This is a genomic window from Bradyrhizobium sp. CFUWI (genome assembly GCF_056429085.1).
The window spans coordinates 20304-37342 of record NZ_JBWJZE010000009.1 but is presented as its reverse complement, the minus strand read 5'-3'; the positions used below and the strand labels follow the sequence as shown (position 1 = coordinate 37342).

The 17039-nt window shown below is 63.4% G+C and carries 13 protein-coding genes and 1 pseudogene; 7 read left to right on the top strand and 7 right to left on the bottom strand.

What is annotated here, in order from left to right; all coding sequences use genetic code 11:
• The first annotated feature begins 17 nt into the window (after window positions 1-17).
• Together AC066S_RS20295 and AC066S_RS20290 are read left to right on the top strand one after the other, a co-directional pair.
• The gene (locus AC066S_RS20295) at window positions 18-431 is read left to right on the top strand and encodes a hypothetical protein (RefSeq protein WP_126257855.1); all 414 of its coding nucleotides are present in this window, start codon (window positions 18-20) and stop codon (window positions 429-431) included.
• Between the two features lie 245 nt (window positions 432-676).
• Window positions 677-1774, top strand: coding sequence for a helix-turn-helix transcriptional regulator (locus tag AC066S_RS20290; protein WP_126257856.1), 1098 nt, complete (start codon window positions 677-679; stop codon window positions 1772-1774).
• A 489-nt stretch (window positions 1775-2263) separates the two neighbouring features.
• On the opposite strand, the gene AC066S_RS20285 is transcribed toward AC066S_RS20290, so the two are convergent.
• Complete coding sequence (locus AC066S_RS20285; protein ID WP_478270455.1) at window positions 2264-3619, bottom strand: hypothetical protein; 1356 nt, start codon at window positions 3617-3619, stop codon at window positions 2264-2266.
• A 285-nt stretch (window positions 3620-3904) separates the two neighbouring features.
• Here AC066S_RS20285 and cysE point away from each other — a divergent pair, with 285 nt between their 5' ends.
• Window positions 3905-4729, top strand: a complete 825-nt coding sequence (gene cysE / locus AC066S_RS20280) for a serine O-acetyltransferase (protein WP_135163171.1) — start codon at window positions 3905-3907, stop codon at window positions 4727-4729.
• Window positions 4730-4861: 132 nt separating this feature from the next.
• Complete coding sequence (locus tag AC066S_RS20275) at window positions 4862-5080, top strand: DUF3126 family protein (RefSeq protein WP_007602550.1); 219 nt, start codon at window positions 4862-4864, stop codon at window positions 5078-5080.
• A 27-nt stretch (window positions 5081-5107) separates the two neighbouring features.
• On the opposite strand, the gene AC066S_RS20270 is transcribed toward AC066S_RS20275, so the two are convergent.
• Genes AC066S_RS20270 through AC066S_RS20260 form a run of 3 tightly spaced genes read right to left on the bottom strand, consistent with a single transcriptional unit; the run spans window position 5108 to window position 8855 of the window.
• Window positions 5108-6424, bottom strand: a complete 1317-nt coding sequence (locus tag AC066S_RS20270; RefSeq protein WP_478270454.1) for an FAD-dependent oxidoreductase — start codon at window positions 6422-6424, stop codon at window positions 5108-5110.
• The gene (locus tag AC066S_RS20265) at window positions 6421-6726 is read right to left on the bottom strand and encodes a ferredoxin family protein (protein WP_091889461.1); all 306 of its coding nucleotides are present in this window, start codon (window positions 6724-6726) and stop codon (window positions 6421-6423) included. Before AC066S_RS20265 ends, AC066S_RS20270 begins: the two co-directional genes overlap by 4 nt.
• Before the next feature lie 2 nt (window positions 6727-6728).
• Window positions 6729-8855, bottom strand: a complete 2127-nt coding sequence (locus AC066S_RS20260) for a molybdopterin-containing oxidoreductase family protein (RefSeq protein ID WP_478270453.1) — start codon at window positions 8853-8855, stop codon at window positions 6729-6731.
• A gap of 240 nt (window positions 8856-9095) precedes the next feature.
• On the opposite strand from AC066S_RS20260, the gene AC066S_RS20255 reads away from it, so the two are divergent.
• The 3 genes and pseudogenes from AC066S_RS20255 to AC066S_RS20245 form a co-directional block, all read left to right on the top strand.
• Complete coding sequence (locus tag AC066S_RS20255) at window positions 9096-9950, top strand: AraC family transcriptional regulator (protein ID WP_135169248.1); 855 nt, start codon at window positions 9096-9098, stop codon at window positions 9948-9950.
• A gap of 265 nt (window positions 9951-10215) precedes the next feature.
• On the top strand, window positions 10216-10884 hold the full coding sequence (locus AC066S_RS20250) for a substrate-binding periplasmic protein (RefSeq protein ID WP_478270452.1): 669 nt from the start codon (window positions 10216-10218) through the stop codon (window positions 10882-10884).
• 26 nt (window positions 10885-10910) lie between these two features.
• Window positions 10911-11000: pseudogene (locus tag AC066S_RS20245) on the top strand (DUF3126 family protein); the annotation flags it as partial.
• 82 nt (window positions 11001-11082) lie between these two features.
• Here AC066S_RS20245 and AC066S_RS20240 read toward each other — a convergent pair.
• From AC066S_RS20240 to AC066S_RS20230, 3 genes are all read right to left on the bottom strand, one after another.
• Window positions 11083-12897 (bottom strand): caspase family protein, encoded by a 1815-nt coding sequence (locus AC066S_RS20240; RefSeq protein WP_478270451.1) that lies wholly within the window; start codon window positions 12895-12897, stop codon window positions 11083-11085.
• 116 nt (window positions 12898-13013) lie between these two features.
• On the bottom strand, window positions 13014-14840 hold the full coding sequence (locus tag AC066S_RS20235; protein ID WP_478270450.1) for a caspase family protein: 1827 nt from the start codon (window positions 14838-14840) through the stop codon (window positions 13014-13016).
• Between the two features lie 96 nt (window positions 14841-14936).
• Window positions 14937-16760, bottom strand: coding sequence for a caspase family protein (locus AC066S_RS20230; protein ID WP_478270449.1), 1824 nt, complete (start codon window positions 16758-16760; stop codon window positions 14937-14939).
• Window positions 16761-17039: the final 279 nt, after the last annotated feature.

The following is a 17039-nucleotide window of genomic DNA, read 5'->3' as shown; positions in this document are numbered from 1 at the left end:
GAAACGCGGGAAGTCCCATGAACCCTATCGAAATCACTCTGCAAGCCCTCGACGCCGCCGAGCGGGCGATTCCAGCCGGCCAGCCGGTTTATATGCTCAATCTGCTACGCTACCGCGCGCAGGCGCGTTACGAGGACGGGTTCGACGCCGCGCCCTGTACGGGCCGCGAAGCCTTCGATGAACGCTACAGGCCCGCATTCCGGCGTCTCGCGGCCGGTAAGCCGCTTGCGCGGATGTTCTCTGGCCCCGTCTTGACGAGCCTCGTCGGCTCGCCAGGCGAACGCTGGGACGAAGCGGCGATCAATGAATACGGCGATTTCGCCACCTTCCGCTCGATCGTCGACACCGAGACCTACCGGCGCGAAGTCGCCCCGCACCGGCACGCGGCGCTCGAGGATTTCCGGCTGTTCGCGCTCGCCAAGGCGATGTGAACGCATTGAGGCGAGGGCCTGCGCATTCGCCTCAAGGGAGCTTCAGCTTCAGTGATCCGGGATCTGTCTTCGAGCACCTGCTGGCATGCTCCATTGCGGTGACCGTGCACAAAGTTGGCGCTGATCAGCGCTCCGGATAGCCGCGCCGTGCGGAGATTAGTGCACTGTCACCGTATTTCCACGGGGCTGATTGCGTCCCTTGGTCATCCAGCTATAATTGCGCCATTGGCTCCTTCGCACTGCACATGAGTGGATCTGGGCATCTCGATCGTCTGATTGATCGCATCTACGAGGCCGGGCTGATACCGTCATTGTGGCCCGAGGTCCTCAGTGAAATCGGTATCGCTATCGGCGGGAATGGCGGCCTGCTTTTCGCAGTACGCGACGGCTATATCAGTGCGGTCAACTCCAATAATTTCAACCAGACCATGCCCCTTTTCCTGAAGGAGGGATGGAGTGAGCGCGATCCGTTGCTGCCGCGTGCCGCCGCTCTCAATTACGCCGGCTTCCTCAATGATGGAGACCTCCTGTCGGACGAGGAGATTGCGACCAATGAAGTGTACTGCAATTTCTACCGCAGGCATGGGATCGGCTACAGGGCCGGGACAATCATCCCGATACCGAGTGGCGATTCGATCGCGATCGTCATGCCGCGACATCAGGACAATGGACCGGTGCCGCGCGACGTCGTCTCGTTCCTCGATGACTTGAGGCCGCATCTGGCTCGGGCGTCCCTGACTGCAAGCCGGCTTGGTTTCGAGCACGCGCGCGCGCAAGCCGATGCGTTGCAGGCGATCGGGCTGCCCGGAGCGATATTGCGCGAACGCGGCAGATTGCTCGCGGCGAACGGCTTGTTCGAAGCGCTGATGCCGTCGCTGTTCCACGACCGCGCCGAGCGGCTGACTTTGACCGATGCTGCCGCGGACGAGTTGTTCCTGGCAGCAGTGGGGACGCCGTTGCTTGGCAACAATCGGGTAGTTAAGTCCGTTGCCATCGCAGCGGCGATGGATCGCGTACCGATGGTCCTGCATGTGATCCCGGTGCGCGGATTGGCACGCGATATCTTCACGCGAGCCACCTTCATGCTCGTCGTGACCCCGGTCGATCGCGGCGCTGTACCGAGTGCGGAAGTCCTGCAAGGGCTTTTCGACCTGACGCCGGCAGAGGCCCAGGTCGCACGTGGCGTTGCACAGGCCGAATCGATCGATGCACTCGCAGCAACAATCGGCGTTGCGCGAGAGACAGTTCGCTCGCAGCTCAAAGCCGTGCTTTCAAAGACCGGCCTGTCCCGTCAGCAGGAGCTCGTCAGCTTGCTCGCCGGCAAGGCATTGCGCGGCGGCTAGACTGTTTCCATCGGCGGACATATCCCCTCATCGCCCGGCCTGATCTTACACGCGATGGTCTCGATCAGACTTTGCCCCGGTAGGCGCAAACTCCCGCTTCACCCAAATGGGTGAAGACACAAGTCAATCCTCCGGGTTCAAGTTTGTTTAGTGGATATTGGGCGAGAAGCGGCAGCAATGGTCAGACCGGAGTTTCCGATATTCGAGGTGGTCCTGGTGCAGCGCAGGCGAAGACGATGGGCCTGGAGCGTCTGCACCAGCCAGGGAGCGGTCGCGGCGCAGGGGCGGGAATCAAGTCGTCCTGCCGCGAAGTACCAGGCTGAAAGAGCGCTTTTCATGCTGCTTCTAACCACGGTCTATCGGTCGCGGCTTCCCGTATAGCGAGGCCATTATTGAGGTTGCGCCTGGGCTTGGCTGGCTGTTCCGTTTCGAGGAACGCGATCGCTGCGCGGATGAAACCAACCGCGACGACGCTTCACTCCAATTCCCTCACGCTTTGATGTCGTCGCCAAAGCGACGCGTTACGGCCATCAGCACCACGAAGGTCGCAACCCACACCATCCGCGCGCCGTAGCGGTCGTGCGGGCCCGAGATCACGGCGCAGATGAAGGCGTTGCCGAGCAGCGCCAGCGTCACGGTCGCCGCCAGCAATGTCAAATCGTCCAGTCGGCGGCTTGCGAGTGCGTGGCCGAGCAGTGCGAGCAGCGCCAGCATCGATGCCAGCGCCACCGGCACGTGCAGCCAGTTGATCGCGGTGAAGTCGAGCTGCCAGTTCTGCTGCCGCGCCGCGCGCATCGGCGCGGCCTGCGCGGGGATGTAGCGCTCGATGATCCCGCGGGTGTGCGGGATCCAGCCATTGGTGCCTTCGCCGGTCGCGACATGCAGCAATTGCTGGCCCATCGCCCGCAGGGCCGCGCCGGCCTGCCAGGCCGGATAATCCTTGATCGACTGCACGACGATGTAACCCATCTCATCGTTCATGCCTTCGAAGCGGCCAAGCGTGTTGAACATGCTGTTGCCCCACAGGAACTCGTCGGCGCTCGCCGGCAGCTCGTTGCGATAGGGGCAGAGCTTGTAGCGTTCGCGTGGGCAATGATCGCTAAGGTAACGCGCGACGATGCCGTCCTGCATCATGCGGCCGAAGGCGACGCCGTAGCCGCCGGGCGTCCAGGCCAGCTTGCCGGACAGCGCGTAATTCGCCGAGACCAGCATCAGCCCGCCCGCCACGATGGTGAGGCTCGCCTGCGCCAATCCGGCCAGCGGAAGGCGCTGCCTTAGAAACGGCCGTGCGATCCAGCCGATGGCGCAAAGGCCGAGCAGCACGCCCAGCGTGGCGCTGTGGGTTGCCGCGGCAAAGGCGGTGAAGACGAACAGCGAGATCTTCTCGATCGTCGAGGTGCGGCCTGCGCCCACAATCAGCAGGAACAGCGACAGCACGGAGAGCCCGGCGAAGATGTCGGTGAGCAGCATGCTCGCAAGCCAGGGCAGCGCGGTCGAAACGATCAGGCCGAGGCTGATCGCGACGAAGCGAAAGGTCTGCATCATCGCGAGCACGCGAAGGGTGAGCTGCAGCAGCCACAGCGTCGCCAGCGACTGGACTGCGAGGTTGATCCAGAAACCGAAACTCTCGCCATAATGCAGATAGAGCCCGAACACCGTGGAGCGGCTGGGAACGAGATAACCCTCGTACCAGCGTGCCAGATATCCGCCGGTATCCCATTGCAGCAGCGGGTAGCCGTTCCAGAGCGCCGGCGCGATCATCAGGAGGGGCAGGGCCACCGCCGCCAGACGCAGCCAAAGCGAGCCCGCGGCGCGCGCGCGCAATTGATCGGTGGTGATGCTCAAATCCGCTCCCGCCCTCGCTTCGGACCATGCTCGCAATAGCGGCTCGGAGAGAATTCACCAATAGTTTGACGCAGCCCGGCTTGAATTTGGCAAAACTCTGACCACCTTGAGCCGACCTCGCTCCCGGGCGTCCGAAGAAATCGTTGTGTTTCAACGTCTTGGTGCGCTTCGAGGGGCAAGGTGCTGTTCACTCTCAGGCAAGCCGGTCAGGACTTTACCGCCTAGACTATGCTATAGAACCGGTCAAACGAGCCCACTCGAAGAGCAAATCCAAAGAGCAAATCAATGGCAGTGCATCAGGTCAATCCGGGAGGAAAGCTCGCATCGCTCGATCCGATCTGGGACCGGATCCGGGGCGAAGCGGAGGATATCGTCCGTCGCGAGCCGGAGCTTGCGACCTTCATCTATTCGTCGGTGCTGCATCACAGCCGCCTGGAAGACTCGGTGGTTCACCGTGTCGCCGAACGGCTCGATCACTCCGCATTGTCGGGCGAGCTGGTGCGCCAGGCCTATGGCGAGGCGCTGCGCGACGAACCCGATCTTGGCAACGCCTTCCGCGCCGATCTCGTCGCCGTCTATGACCGCGATCCCGCGACCTCGCGCTTCATCGATCCCTTGCTCTACTTCAAGGGCTTTCACGCGATCCAGACCCATCGCCTGGCGCACTGGCTCTATCTCAAGGGCCGCAAGGATTTCGCGTATTATCTCCAGAGCCGCGCCTCCGCGGTGTTCCAGACCGACATCAATCCCGCCGCGCGCATCGGCCGCGGCATCTTCCTCGACCACGCCACCGGCTTCGTCTGCGGCGAGACGGCGGTGATCGAGGACGACGTCTCGATCCTGCACGGCGTCACGCTCGGCGGCACCGGCAAGGAGAACGAGGATCGTCATCCCAAGATCCGCCACGGCGTGCTGATCGGCGCCGGCGCAAAAATCCTCGGCAACATCGAGATCGGCCATTGCGCGCGCATCGCCGCGGGTTCGGTCGTGGTCAAGCCGGTGCCGCACAACGTCACGGTCGCGGGCGTGCCGGCCAAGATCGTCGGGGAGGCCGGCTGCGCCGAGCCGTCGCGCACCATGGATCAGATGATCAACGCCATGGGGATTTGAGAAGGCCCTTGACGTTGCCAAGGGCCGGATTTTCCGGCCCTTTCGATCCCCAAAATTCTTTGGCAATTCATGCTGGCGGTTCGTCGCGTCTCGTCCTAAAACCCGCCGACCAATTTCGATCGGAGACTTGCCGTGGACGTCAAAGAAGTCAGAAAGTTAGATGCGTATCTGAAGCGCGTATTCGGCAATCCCAAGATCCGCGTCGTGCCGCGGCCGAAGAAGGACGATTCCGCCGAAGTCTATATCGGCGAGGAATTCATCGGCGTCCTGTTTGTCGACGACGAGGACGACGATCGCTCGTTCCAGTTCCAGATGGCGATCCTCGAGGACGATCTCGTCGATCAGGAATAGAGCAGGCGCCCGGCAGCGCCTCGGAGTTTACGCATCCATTGCGGCGAGCATGTCGGGAATCGTGACAAACTTCTCCCGGGGCTTGCCCAGCACGGCTCCCCTGCGCTTCTCGGCCGCGTCGATCGTGCGCCAATCCGGATAGCTCACGATGCGTGCGACGCGGCCGGTCAGGCACGCAAGCAGTGCGTCAGGCGTGTCCGAGCGCGGCCGTCGATGGGTGATATCCGCCAGGACGGCCTCTGCGGTCGCAATCCCGCAGCCGCGATTGGTGCCGATCGTGCCGTTCGGCCCGCGCTTGCTCCATCCGCAGACATAGAGGCCCTCGATCACCGAACCATCGACCGCGACACGTCCGTCGACGTTCGCATGCACGCCGCGATGCGCGTCATAGGGAACCCCAGCCACCGGCGTGGTTTTCCGGCCGACGCTGCTGAGCGAGAGGCCGCATGCGATGTCCTCGATAGCGCCCGCTTCCTGCTTGAACGCGATGGCCTCCAGGCGGTCTCGTCCGCGGAGCGCGACGGGTGACAGACGAAATCGAAAAACGCAGCGCCGCGGCTTCGTCACGGCGGCCTGCGAGAACGCGCGCAGCAACGACAATTTTTCGGTCAGCTCCGGATCGCCGGGAGATCGCGGCTCGAATTCATCGGAGCTGACGTTGCGCATGTCGACGCATGTGTCGCACGTGTTGAGTTCGAGAAAGTCACGCAATTCCTTTGCGGTGAACCTGGCCTGCGCCGGTCCGCCGCGGCCGACGACGTGGATTTCGCGGATCCGGCTCTCAGCCAGCACGTCGAGCGCGTGACGCGCGATGTCGGTCCGGCGCAGCTCGTCCGCGGTCTTGGCGAGGATGCGCGCCACGTCGAGAGCGACGTTGCCATGGCCGATGACGATCGCGGTCTCATGATGAAGATCGAACCGCAGATCCGCAAACTGCGGATGCCCGTTGTACCACGCGACAAAATCGCCCGCCGTGTGGCTGCCCGGGAGTGTTTCGCCGGGGACGTCGAGCGCCCGGCTCAGTTCGGCGCCCGTCGCCAGCACGACGGCGTCATAGGCCTCGCGCAGCTCGTCGATCGTGACGTCGTCTCCGATGGTCACGCCGCCGATGAAGCGAAACCCGGGCATTGCGGCGATCCGGTCGAACGCCGTTGTGACCTGCTTGAGCTTCGGATGGTCGGGAGCCACGCCGAACCGCACCAGCCCGTACGGCACCGGGAGCCGTTCGAACATGTCGACAGTCAAGGGCACGCCCGAGCGCAACAGGGCCTCGGTGGTGTAGAAGCCGCTCGGTCCGCTGCCGACGACGGCGATGCGGTTTTCGTTTGCAGCGGACGCCGTCATCGGCCCAGCGCCTGCCTGCGTTCATCGGCCCCCGGCAGGGCCGGCAGGCGCGCACTGATGACGGGAGTTTCAGTCGCGCGCTTGCGGTTGACGTCGATCCAGTACTTCTTGTCCGCGGCGAGGCGATAGTCGGGCTCGATCGCGCCGACCGGGCAAGCCGGCGCGCAGCCACCGCAATCGATGCAGTTTTCCGGATCGATGTAGGTCATGGTGTCGTCGACGTGGAAACACTCCACGGGACAGACGGTGACGCATTCGGTGTACCGGCAGCCGCGGCAATTGTCGGTGACCACATATGTCATCGTCAGGCCCCGCTGACCTGAACGAGGATGTCCGAGAATGTCGGGGCACGGCCGAGGTCGGCGAAGGCGGGAGGCGTCAGCACGTGAACCGTCGCGCCCCTGCGATTGGACCGCTGCCAGTAGCCCGACGGGGCCACCACCACACCCGGCATGACGTCGGCCGAAACGGTCGCGAAGGCCTCGAACGCGCCACGGTCGTTGAACACGCGAATCGGCGCGCCCGCGACGATGCCACGCTGTGCCGCATCGTCCGGATTGAGGAGCACCACCTGTTCCTCGCCCGCCTGCGCGGTCTGCGCCGGCAGGTTGCCGTAGTTCGAATTCAGGAAGGCGTGGCTCTTCGGCGAGATCAGGCTGAGCGGATAGCGCGTTGCGAGCATGGGCGCGGTGCGCGGGTTCTCGTTCGGCGGGATGTAGTGGGGCAGAGGATCGACCGGCGTCGCGTCCTGATCGCCATTGTAGCCCTGGCGGAACAGCGGCACCACGAAGTTGCCGCCGGCGGCGATGGTCGAGCTGAACTCGCACTTCCCCGATGCGGTCGGAAAATTGCCCTCGCGGTGCGGCGCCCAGTCGGCCGGCGCGGGCATGTTGAGGCGCGCATAGCCCTTGGCCTTGACGTCATCGAGCGTGATGCCTGCGAGCACCGGGCTGCTCCAGTCGAGGGAGGCCTCGATGATCTCGTCGTCGCTCCGGAAGAAGGAGGGGTCGGTGATGCCCATCGCGCGTGCGAGCCGGCGGAACAGCTCGGTATTGGACACGGCTTCGCCGAGCGGCGCGATCGCCTGGTTGTTGTACGACAGATAGAGATGCCCCCAGGAGAACATGATGTCCTTCTGCTCGAGCTGCGTGGTTGCGGGCAGAACGATGTCGGCGTATTTGGCGGTGTCGGTCAGGAAGTGCTCGCTGACCACGGTGAAGAGATCCTCGCGTTCCAATCCCTTTTCGAGCTTGCCCTGTTCGGTCACCATCGCCATTGGATTGGCGTTGTAGACGAACAGCGCCTTGATCGGCGGATCGAAGCCGAGTTCGCCCGTCAGCGCCGCTCCGAGGCGCCAGGAATTGAGCACGCGCATCTTCTCCGGCTGGAGATCGGGACGCATCAGCACGTCCCATCTGACCGGGAACGCCCAGATCGGGAGCTGGAGCAGCCCGCCGCCGACGTGCTTCCAGGCGCCGATCAGTCCCGGAAGGCAGGCGATCGCGCGCACGGTCTGACCGCCGCCGGCATGCCGTTCGACCGCGACGCCGATGCGGACGACGGCCGGAGGTGTCGTCGCATATTCCCGCGCCAGCTTGACGATGTCGTCGACGGGAATGCCGGTTTCCTGCGAGGCGAATTCGGCTGTGTAGCTGGACGCCCGTTCGGCCAGCTCGTCGTAACCCACGGTGTATTTGTCGATATAGTCGCGATCGACCAGATTCTCCTTGATGATGACGTGGATCATCGCAAGCGCCAGCGCAGCATCCGTGCCGGGACGTATCGGAATATGCCAGTCGGCGAGGCGCGCGGTGCGGGTGCGGACGGGATCGATCACCACGAGCTTGGCACCGGCCTTTTTCGCCTGCTCGATGAACGGCCAGTGATGCGAGTTCGTGCTCAGCGTGTTGCAGGCCCACAGGATGATGTACTTCGAGTGCACGAAGCTCTCGGGATCGACCCCCGGCGTGTGCCCGATCGTCATCATGTACGCGGTGCAAGAGCCGGAATCGCAGAAGGTGCGCTCCAGAACCGTCGCGCCGAGCTTGTTGAAGAGGGGATCGCCGACGTTCAGCCCGTTGATGACGCCCTGCGTGCCCAGATAGCTGTAGGGCAGGATTGCCTGCGCACCGTGCTCGGCAATGACGGATGTCCAGCGCGAGGCAATGGTCGCCAGGGCTTCCTCCCAGGAGATCCGCTGGAATTGACTGGTGCCCTTCGGTCCGACGCGTTTGAGCGGATACAGCACGCGCTTGTCACTGTAGACACGCTCCTCGTAGTTGTTGACCTTGACGCAAAGCCGTCCGCGCGTGAACGGATGGTCGGGATTGCCGCGGACGGCGATGGCCTTGCCGTCCTCGACCGTGGTCAGAATCGAGCAGGTGTCCGGGCAATCGTGGGGGCACGCGCCAATGACCGTGGTCCTTGCCATGGAACTCTCCGCTTCCTGATTTGAGGCAATCCGAAGGATGCGGTGGTCGGGCCCGGCCTGGCTTCTCAAAATGTGCGGTGTTGTTGTCCCAGCCTGCTCTCGGCCGGTGGACGCCCGGGCCGGTCTCTGGCATGCTAATTGCTGGAACCGGCACTACCTTTACCTGCACATCGCGTTATCTGACGGAGAGACACGATGGGTATGCTCGGCAATTCTGTCGATAAATATGTTACCGGCAGAATGCTTCAGACATCCAACGAGCGGCGTTGGTCGCACCTGCTCGCGGAGCGGTGGAGCCATGATCCGGGTGATCTGCCGCCACAATTGCCGCGCGACACCGAGATCGCGATCCTGCTCCGCGGCAACTCGGTGGTCGACCGCGAGGGCGCCGGCATGCGTCAGCGCACCTTCGCAAGGAGGGGCACCGTGTGGCTCTGTCCGGCCGGCATCCGCGAGGATTTCATCCGCGTCGAGAACCCGATGCAGGAATGCCTGCATGTCTTCCTGCCGGGCGAGCCGTTCGATGATACCATGCTCAGGGATCTCGACATCGACCCGTCCGGAATGTCGATCCGCTACGAAAGCATCGACCAGGACATCTTCATCGAGCACGTCGCGGACCGGATCCTCGGCGAGCTCGAACATGAGACCTCGACCGGCCGCCTCCTGATCGAGAGCCTGGGGCGGGCCCTGTCGGCTCATCTGGTGCACAGCTATTCGGCCACCTCGGTCCGTCTGAAGCAATCCCATGCCGTCCAGAAACCGCTCGATGCCAAGCGGCTGTCGCGCGTGACGGAATTCATCGCGGCGTCCGTCGATCGAGACTTCACGGTGAAGGATCTGGCGTCGGTGGCGTGCATGAGCCCGGCGCATTTCTCCCGCAGCTTCAAGGCGGCGACCGGCGCGGCGCCGCATGAATATGTCAGCCGGCAGCGCCTCGACCTCGCCAGGAACCTCTTGTCGACCAGCGATCGTCCGCTGGTCGACATTGCTTACGCCACGGGATTTTCGTCGCAGGCCAATTTCAACCGCGCCTTCCGCAAGGCGGTCGGGACGACGCCGAGCCTGTATCGGGCGCAGAAGATTCGGGACTGAGGCCGCCGTCGGGGAGGGGGGCGATCGTCGATCAGGCTGAGAAACCGTATCGAAAATCGGACCTGTCGCAAGAGATCCGCGAGGTCCTCGCCGCAAAATGACAGCAGGATCCCAACCACGACACGCGGTTCGGGCAAAGCACCGCATCCGATGCTGGCTTGCCTTTGGTCGCAGCCATCAGGGCGGACGTTATCTCCTCGTGGGCCTTTTCGCCTTGTGCGCCGCGCTGCCCTCGCACGTTCGATCGCAGCCGACACGTCCGTTCGTGATGGCGACCGACCAATCGGAGAGCACTTTTGAGGGCAAATGGCAGCGACAGACCTATGAGGAGGCGTTCAAACGACTCGGCATTCCGATCGAGGTGATCACCATGCCGGCGCAGCGCGGGACCGTGATGGTGGATTCCGGCGCCGTGGACGGTCAGTTCCTGCGCGTGTTTGCCTACGCGGATTCGCACCCCGAGCAGGTGAGGGTCGAAGAGCCGATCTACGATGTGGTGTTCGGACTTTGGGTCAGCAGGCCGGAGCTCAGTTTGCAGCGCCTGGCGGATCTTGAGGCGACGAACTGGAGCGGCATCTATCGCCGCGGAGTCGAGCTGTGCCAGCGTTCATTGTCGCCGCTGGTCCCGGCCGAGCGCCTGTCGACTATTTCGACCGAGGAGATCGGAGTAAGAATGCTGCTGGCTGGACGGGTCGACTTCTATTGCGATCTCGACGTCTCCATAAATAACGCGCTTTACGGGGCCGAATTCAAGAATGTCACCTCGATCCGTCCGCTGTTGACGTTTGGAAATCCGATCCCGCTCTACCCCTATTTGAACAAAAGGCATGCAGAGCTGGGGACGCGCTTGGCCGTGGTTCTGAGACAGATGAAGGCGGAGGGCCTGCTGGAGCGCATTCGCCAGCAGGTCCGGGAAGAGCTGAAGAGACAGTGAGCTTGCACGGCGGCTTGGGAGGAAGTATCCGCGTGCTGTTCGTCGACGACAAGAACGTCGTTCGTTCGTTCCAGCTCCAGATGGCGATCCTCGAAGACGATCTCGTCGATCAGGAGCAGTCACTCTCTCCACGTCATTGCGAGCGAAGCGAAGCAATCCAGCAAGCCCTCCGCGGAGGGCCTCGGAGTTGCGATCGAGCTAGTTGCAGACCTCGACGTTGGACGAGCCCTTCTGCTCGAGCCGGCAGCCGGGGCGAACGGGGCGACAACCCACCGTGGCCGCGCAATATATTTGTCCGCTCGTCTGAGGCTTCGCTGGTTTGGATTCGATCTGCTTCCGCTCCGCATCCCGCTTGTTGGCATCATCGCGAGTTGCAATCGGCTTCCTGTCCTGCACCTTTTCGCATTCATTGTCATCGTTGACACGGTGGCCAGCGCGGCAGGTGATCTTCACGCAGGCGTCGCCGTCGGCCTTGAATCCGTGATTGCACACCAGCGGGCAGACCCGGCCCGGCTTGGCCTTGATGGCGTCGAGCGCCTCGAAGCTCGCCTGCCTGGCATCGAAGGTCGTTCCCGCATATTTGTTGAACAGCGTGAGCGAGCGCTGCGATGACGCACTCCAGTCGCCGTCGGCAGCGACCGCCAGACAGCCGACGCGGCGCAGCTCCGACTGCACCAGCTTTGCGATCTCCTGCGGCGAGAGACTGGGCGACGATTGAGTTGGGGTAACTGCCGCGACCTTCTGCTCGCCCTGCGCCTTGTCATTTGCTGGCTTTGCAGCCAGCTCGGCAGCGGCCTTGTCGTTCGCAATCTGGTCGGCGCGCGCCTTTTCGGCAGCTTGCTTGTCGGCCAGGGCCTTGGCGACAGCCGCTTCTGCGTCCTTCCTGCGCTGCTCGGCGGCCGCCGCCTTGGCTTCCTCGATCTGCTTGGCTTTCTCCGCCGCTGCCTTTGCGTCCTCAGCGGCCTTCGCGGCCGCTGCTGCTTTCTCCTGCTCGGCCTTCTTGGTTCGGTCGGATGCCAGTCGGGCCTTCTCCTCCTCGGCCTGCCTGGCCTTTTCCGCCGCGGCGGCGCGGGTTGCCTCGGCCGCGATCTTGTTCAGCTGGCCTTTGGCGAGATCCGAATAGAAGCCGCTCGGAAAGCGATTGAGGAAGGCCGTCCATCCGTCACGCGTACCCAGCTGAAGCGCCAGTTCGTAGTCGCGTCGGATTTCGGCGTCCGGGTTGGCCTGCGGCCCCGCGACGACTGGCTTCGCTGCAACCAGCGGTACGTCATCGCCGCCGAGCGAGCCGTACACATAGGGCTCCTGCTTGTAGCCGGTGGTCTTGAGCACGTCGTCGCGCACGAAGCCGAACGCCTTGCGCAGATCGAGGCCCGGCATCGGCAGGCGTTCGACCAGAGCGGTGGCGAACGGGCTGTTCCTGGCATCGCCGTCCGAGGCGGTCGAGCCCGCCTTGGCCGCAAAGGCGATCATCGTGTTCGGGCTGGTCGGCTCGACCTTGGCAAGGCCACGTCCGATGGCGCGCGAGGCCATCGTGCGCTTCATCGTCTTGGCGAACGGATTGTCGCGGCAGGCGTCCAGGATGATCAGGCGCAGCTGCTTGGCGGGTTCGGCCGCGAACAGGGCGCGGTCCAGCGCAATCGTCTCGTCGAGCACGTCGCTGTCGGTCTCGAGCGTCGCATCGGTTGGGATCAGGTAGTTGGTCCCGTCGAGCTCGATGCCGTGACCGGCATAGTAGACCACCGCAACGTCGGCCTCGCGGGCTTTGCCACCAAAATCGCGCAGCGCCCTGCGCATCTCGGCGACGTTGAGATCGAGCTTGATATCGACCGTATCGAACCCGGCCTTCCTGAACATGCCGCCGACCAGCGCGGCATCGTTCGCGGGGTTCGCGAGCCTCGCCACGTTCTTGTAAGCCGAGTTGCCCATGACGAGCGCGACGCGCTTCTCGGCCAGCGCAGCGCCGGTCCCGAACCAGCTCGCAGCAATCAATAAAACAAACAGCCGAAGCCGCATTCCAGCCCCCGAATGCAATAGCGTCAGATTAATCGCTGAATGGCCGAATGCAAAGCTGCGATCAGTGGCGTCAATCACGCTTCGCCGCGGCCATGCGAGCCATGGAGAACTCGTCCTCAGTTGCAGATCTCGTGCGTAGTGATGCCAGTAATGCCGCCAACACCCTGTCTCTCAAGTCGGCAGCCCGGCCGAACTGGACGACAACCAAGGTTATTACAGAATATTTGCCCTGTCGTCTGCTTCGACGGCGCGGCTTCGGTCTTCTTCCGCTCGTCATCTCGCGGGTTAGAGTCATCTCGGGTCGCCACGGGCTTCTTGTCCTGGACCTTCTCGCATTCATTGTCGTCATTGACGCGGTAGCCGGCGCGGCAGGCGATCTTGACGCAATTATCGCCATCGGCCCTGAAGCCGCGGTCGCACACCAACGGGCAGACCCGCCCCGGCTTGGCCTTGATGGCATCGAGCGCCTCGAAGCTCGCGAGCTTGGCGTCGAACTTCGTGCCGGCATGCTTGTTGAACAGGGCCAGCGAGCGCTGCGATGACGCATTCCAGTCACCGTCCGCATTGCTCGCGAGACAGCCCACGCGGCGCAGTTCTGACTGCACCAGTTTGGCGGTCTCCTGCGGCGAGAGAGAGGGCGGCGACTGGGTCGGGGCCACGGCCGCGACCTTCTGCTCACCGTCACGCTGGGCCTTCTCAGCCGCCTGTTTCGCCAAATCGGCAGCTGCCTTGTCGTTTGCAATCTTCTCGGCCAGCGCCTTTTCGGCAGCCTGCTTGTCGGCCAGCGCCTTGGCGACGGCTGCTTCTGCATCCTTCCTGCGCTGCTCGGCGGCCGCCGCCTTGGCCTCCTCGACCTGCTTGGCCCTCTCGGCCGCAATGCGGGCATCTTCGGCAGCCTTCGCGGCGGCTGCAGCCTTGTCCTGCTCAGCCTTCTTGGCGCGCTCTGTCACGAGCCGCGCCTTCTCGTCTTCAGCCTGCTTGGCTTTCTCTGCTGCGAGGGCGCGGGCATCTTCGGCCCCGATCTTCTTCAATTGCACCCGCGCAAGGTTCGCGTAAAAACCCTCGGGATAGGCCTGGAGGAACGCTTCCCATGCGTCGCGATCACCAGCCTGCAGCGCCAGCTCGTAATCGCGGCGAACTGCATCTTGGGGATTCGCTTGCGGCCCGGTCGCGACCGGCTTGGCCGGAACCAGGGCCACGTCGTCACCGCCGAGCGAGCCGTACACGAAAGGCTCCTGCTTGTTGCCGGTGGTCTTGAGCACATCATCGCGAACGAATCGAAAGGCCTTGCCCAGGTCGAGCCCCGGCGTGGGCAGGCGTTCGACCAGAGCTGTGGCAAACGGGCTGTTCTTATCGCCGTCCGAGGCGGTGGAGCCCGCCTTCGCTGCAAAGGCGATCATCGTGTTCGGGCTGGTCGGCTCGACCTTGGCAAGGCCGCGTCCGATGGCACGTGAGGCAATCGTGCGCTTCATCGTCTTGGCGAACGGATTGTCGCGGCAGGCGTCGAGGATGATCAGGCGGAGCTGCTTTGCGGGCTCGACTGCGAACATGGCGCGGTCCAGCGCAATCGTTTCGTCGAGGACGTCGCTGTCGGTCTCGAGCGTCGCATCGGTTGGGATCAGGTAGTTGGTCCCGTCGAGTTCGATGCCGTGACCGGCATAGTAGACCACCGCAACGTCGGCCTCGCGGGCTTTGCCACCAAAATCGCGCAGCGTCTTGCGCATCTCGGCGACGTTGAGATCGAGCTTGATGTCGACCGTATCGAACCCGGCCTTCCTGAACATGCCGCCGACCAAGGCGGCATCGTTCGCGGGGTTCGCCAGCCTCGCCACGTTCTTGTAGGCAGAGTTGCCCATGACGAGCGCGACGCGCTTCTCGGCCAGCGCAGCGCCGGTCCCGAACCAACTCGCAACAATCAATAAAACAAACAGCCGAAGCCGCATTCCAGCCCCCGAATGCAATAGCGTCAGATTACTCGCAGGATGGCCAAACGCAATCTGCGCTCAGTGATGTTTATCACACTGCCTCTCTGCCGCCGCTTAGTCGCACACTTCCGCTTGCCCCCCTCCTACCATGGAGACTGCGGAGCCATACTTCTGGATTGAGATGCGACAGCCGGGCCTCACCGGCCGACAGCCTGATGTACTGCAAATGATTTGGCCAGACGCCTGCGGCTTCGTGGGTGTAACTTCAGTTTGCTTCCGCTCCAATTCTTTCTTCTTGGCATCCTCGCGGCTCGGGACCGGCTTCTTGTCCGGCGCCTTCTGGCACTCGTTGTCGTCGTTGACGCGATAGCCGGCACGGCAGGCGATCTTCACGCAAGCGTCGCCATCGGCCTTGAAGCCGTGATCGCACACCAGTGGACAGACACGGCCCGGCCTGGCCTTGATGGCGTCGAGCGCCTCGAAGCTCGCGAGCTTGGGGTCGAGCTTCGTTCCCGCATATTGGTTGAACAGCGTCAGCGAACGTTGTGACGACGCATTCCACTCGCCGTCTGCCGATGCCGCCAGACAACCCACGCGGCGCAGCTCGGACTGAACCAGCTTTGCGGTCTCCTGCGGCAAGAGACTGGGCGATGATTGAGCTGGGGTTACCGCTGCGACTCTCTGCTCGGCCTGCGCCTCATCATTTGCTTGCTTTGCAGCCAGCTCGTTAGCGGCCTTGTCGGCAAGCGCCTTCTCGGCGGCCTGCTTGTCGGCGAGAGCTTTCGCCATTGCGGCTTCGACGTCCTTCCGCCGCTGTTCGGCGGCGGCCGCCTTGGCCTCTTCGATCTGCTTGGCCTTCTCCGCCGCTTTCTTGGCATCCTCAGCGGCCTTGGCGGCCGCCGCGGCTTTCTCCTGCTCGGCTTTCTTGGCCCGCTCGGCCGCGAGCCTTGCCTTCTCGTCCTCGGCCTGCCTGGCCTTCTCGGCGGCCACAGCGCGCGCATCCTCGGCAGCAATCCGGTTTAGCTGTGCCTTTGCCAGATCGGTATAGAACCCGCTCGGATAGCGATTGAGAAAAGCGGTCCACACATCGCGCGTGCCAAGCTGGAGCGCCAATTCGTAATCGCGTCGGATTTCGCTGTCCGGGTTGGCTTGCGGCCCGGCGGCAGCCGGTTTGGCAGGGACGAGCGAAACGTCATCGCCACCGAGCGAACCGTAAACATAGGGCTCCTGCTTGTAGCCGGTGGTCTTGAGCACGTCGTCGCGCACGAAGCCGAACGCCTTGCGCAGATCGAGGCCCGGCATCGGCAGGCGTTCGACCAGAGCGGTGGCGAATGGGCTGTTCCTGGCATCGCCGTCCGAGGCGGTGGAGCCCGCCTTCGCTGCAAAGGCGATCATCGTGTTCGGGCTGGCCGGCTCGACCTTGGCAAGGCCGCGTCCGATGGCACGTGAGGCAATCGTGCGCTTCATCGTCTTGGCGAACGGATTGTCGCGGCAGGCGTCCAGAATGACGAGCCGGAGCTGCTTGGCCGGCTCGATAGCAAACAGCACCCTGTCGAGCGGAAACGCCTCGTCCAGAACGTCGGTATCGGTCTCCAGGGCGGCGTCGGTCGGGATCAGATAATTGGTGCCGTCAAGCTCGATGCCGTGGCCGGCGTAGTAGATGACCGCGACATCGGCCTCGCGGGCCTTGCCGCCGAATTCGCGCAGCGCCTTGCGCATGTCGACGACGTTCAGGTCGAGCTTGACGTCGACGGTATCGAACCCCGCCTTCCTGAACATGCCGCCGACCAAGGCGGCATCGTTCGCGGGGTTCGCCAGCCTCGCCACGTTCTTGTAGGCCGAGTTGCCCATGACGAGCGCGACGCGCTTTTCGGCCAGCGCAGCGCCGGTCCCGAACCAGCTCGCAACAATCAACAAAACAAATAGCCGAAGCCGCATTCCAGCCCCCGAATGCAATAGCGTCAGATTACTCGCAGTATGACCAAGTGCAATCTATGATCAGTGATATCAGTCACACATCGGTGCGGCGATCCGGGCAATTCCGGTCCCGGCGGAAGATGCGCAACCGCGTTAGGTCGACCTCCTTTTGACCCCATTGCGCTCCTGATTTGCCCGACGGGTCAACGGCATTTCGAAAAATACGAAAATGCGAGATGCTGCCGATGCTTGGCTACTGTGCATGGGGTTGTTTTCGCAGTTTTTGTTTTGGGGGCACCA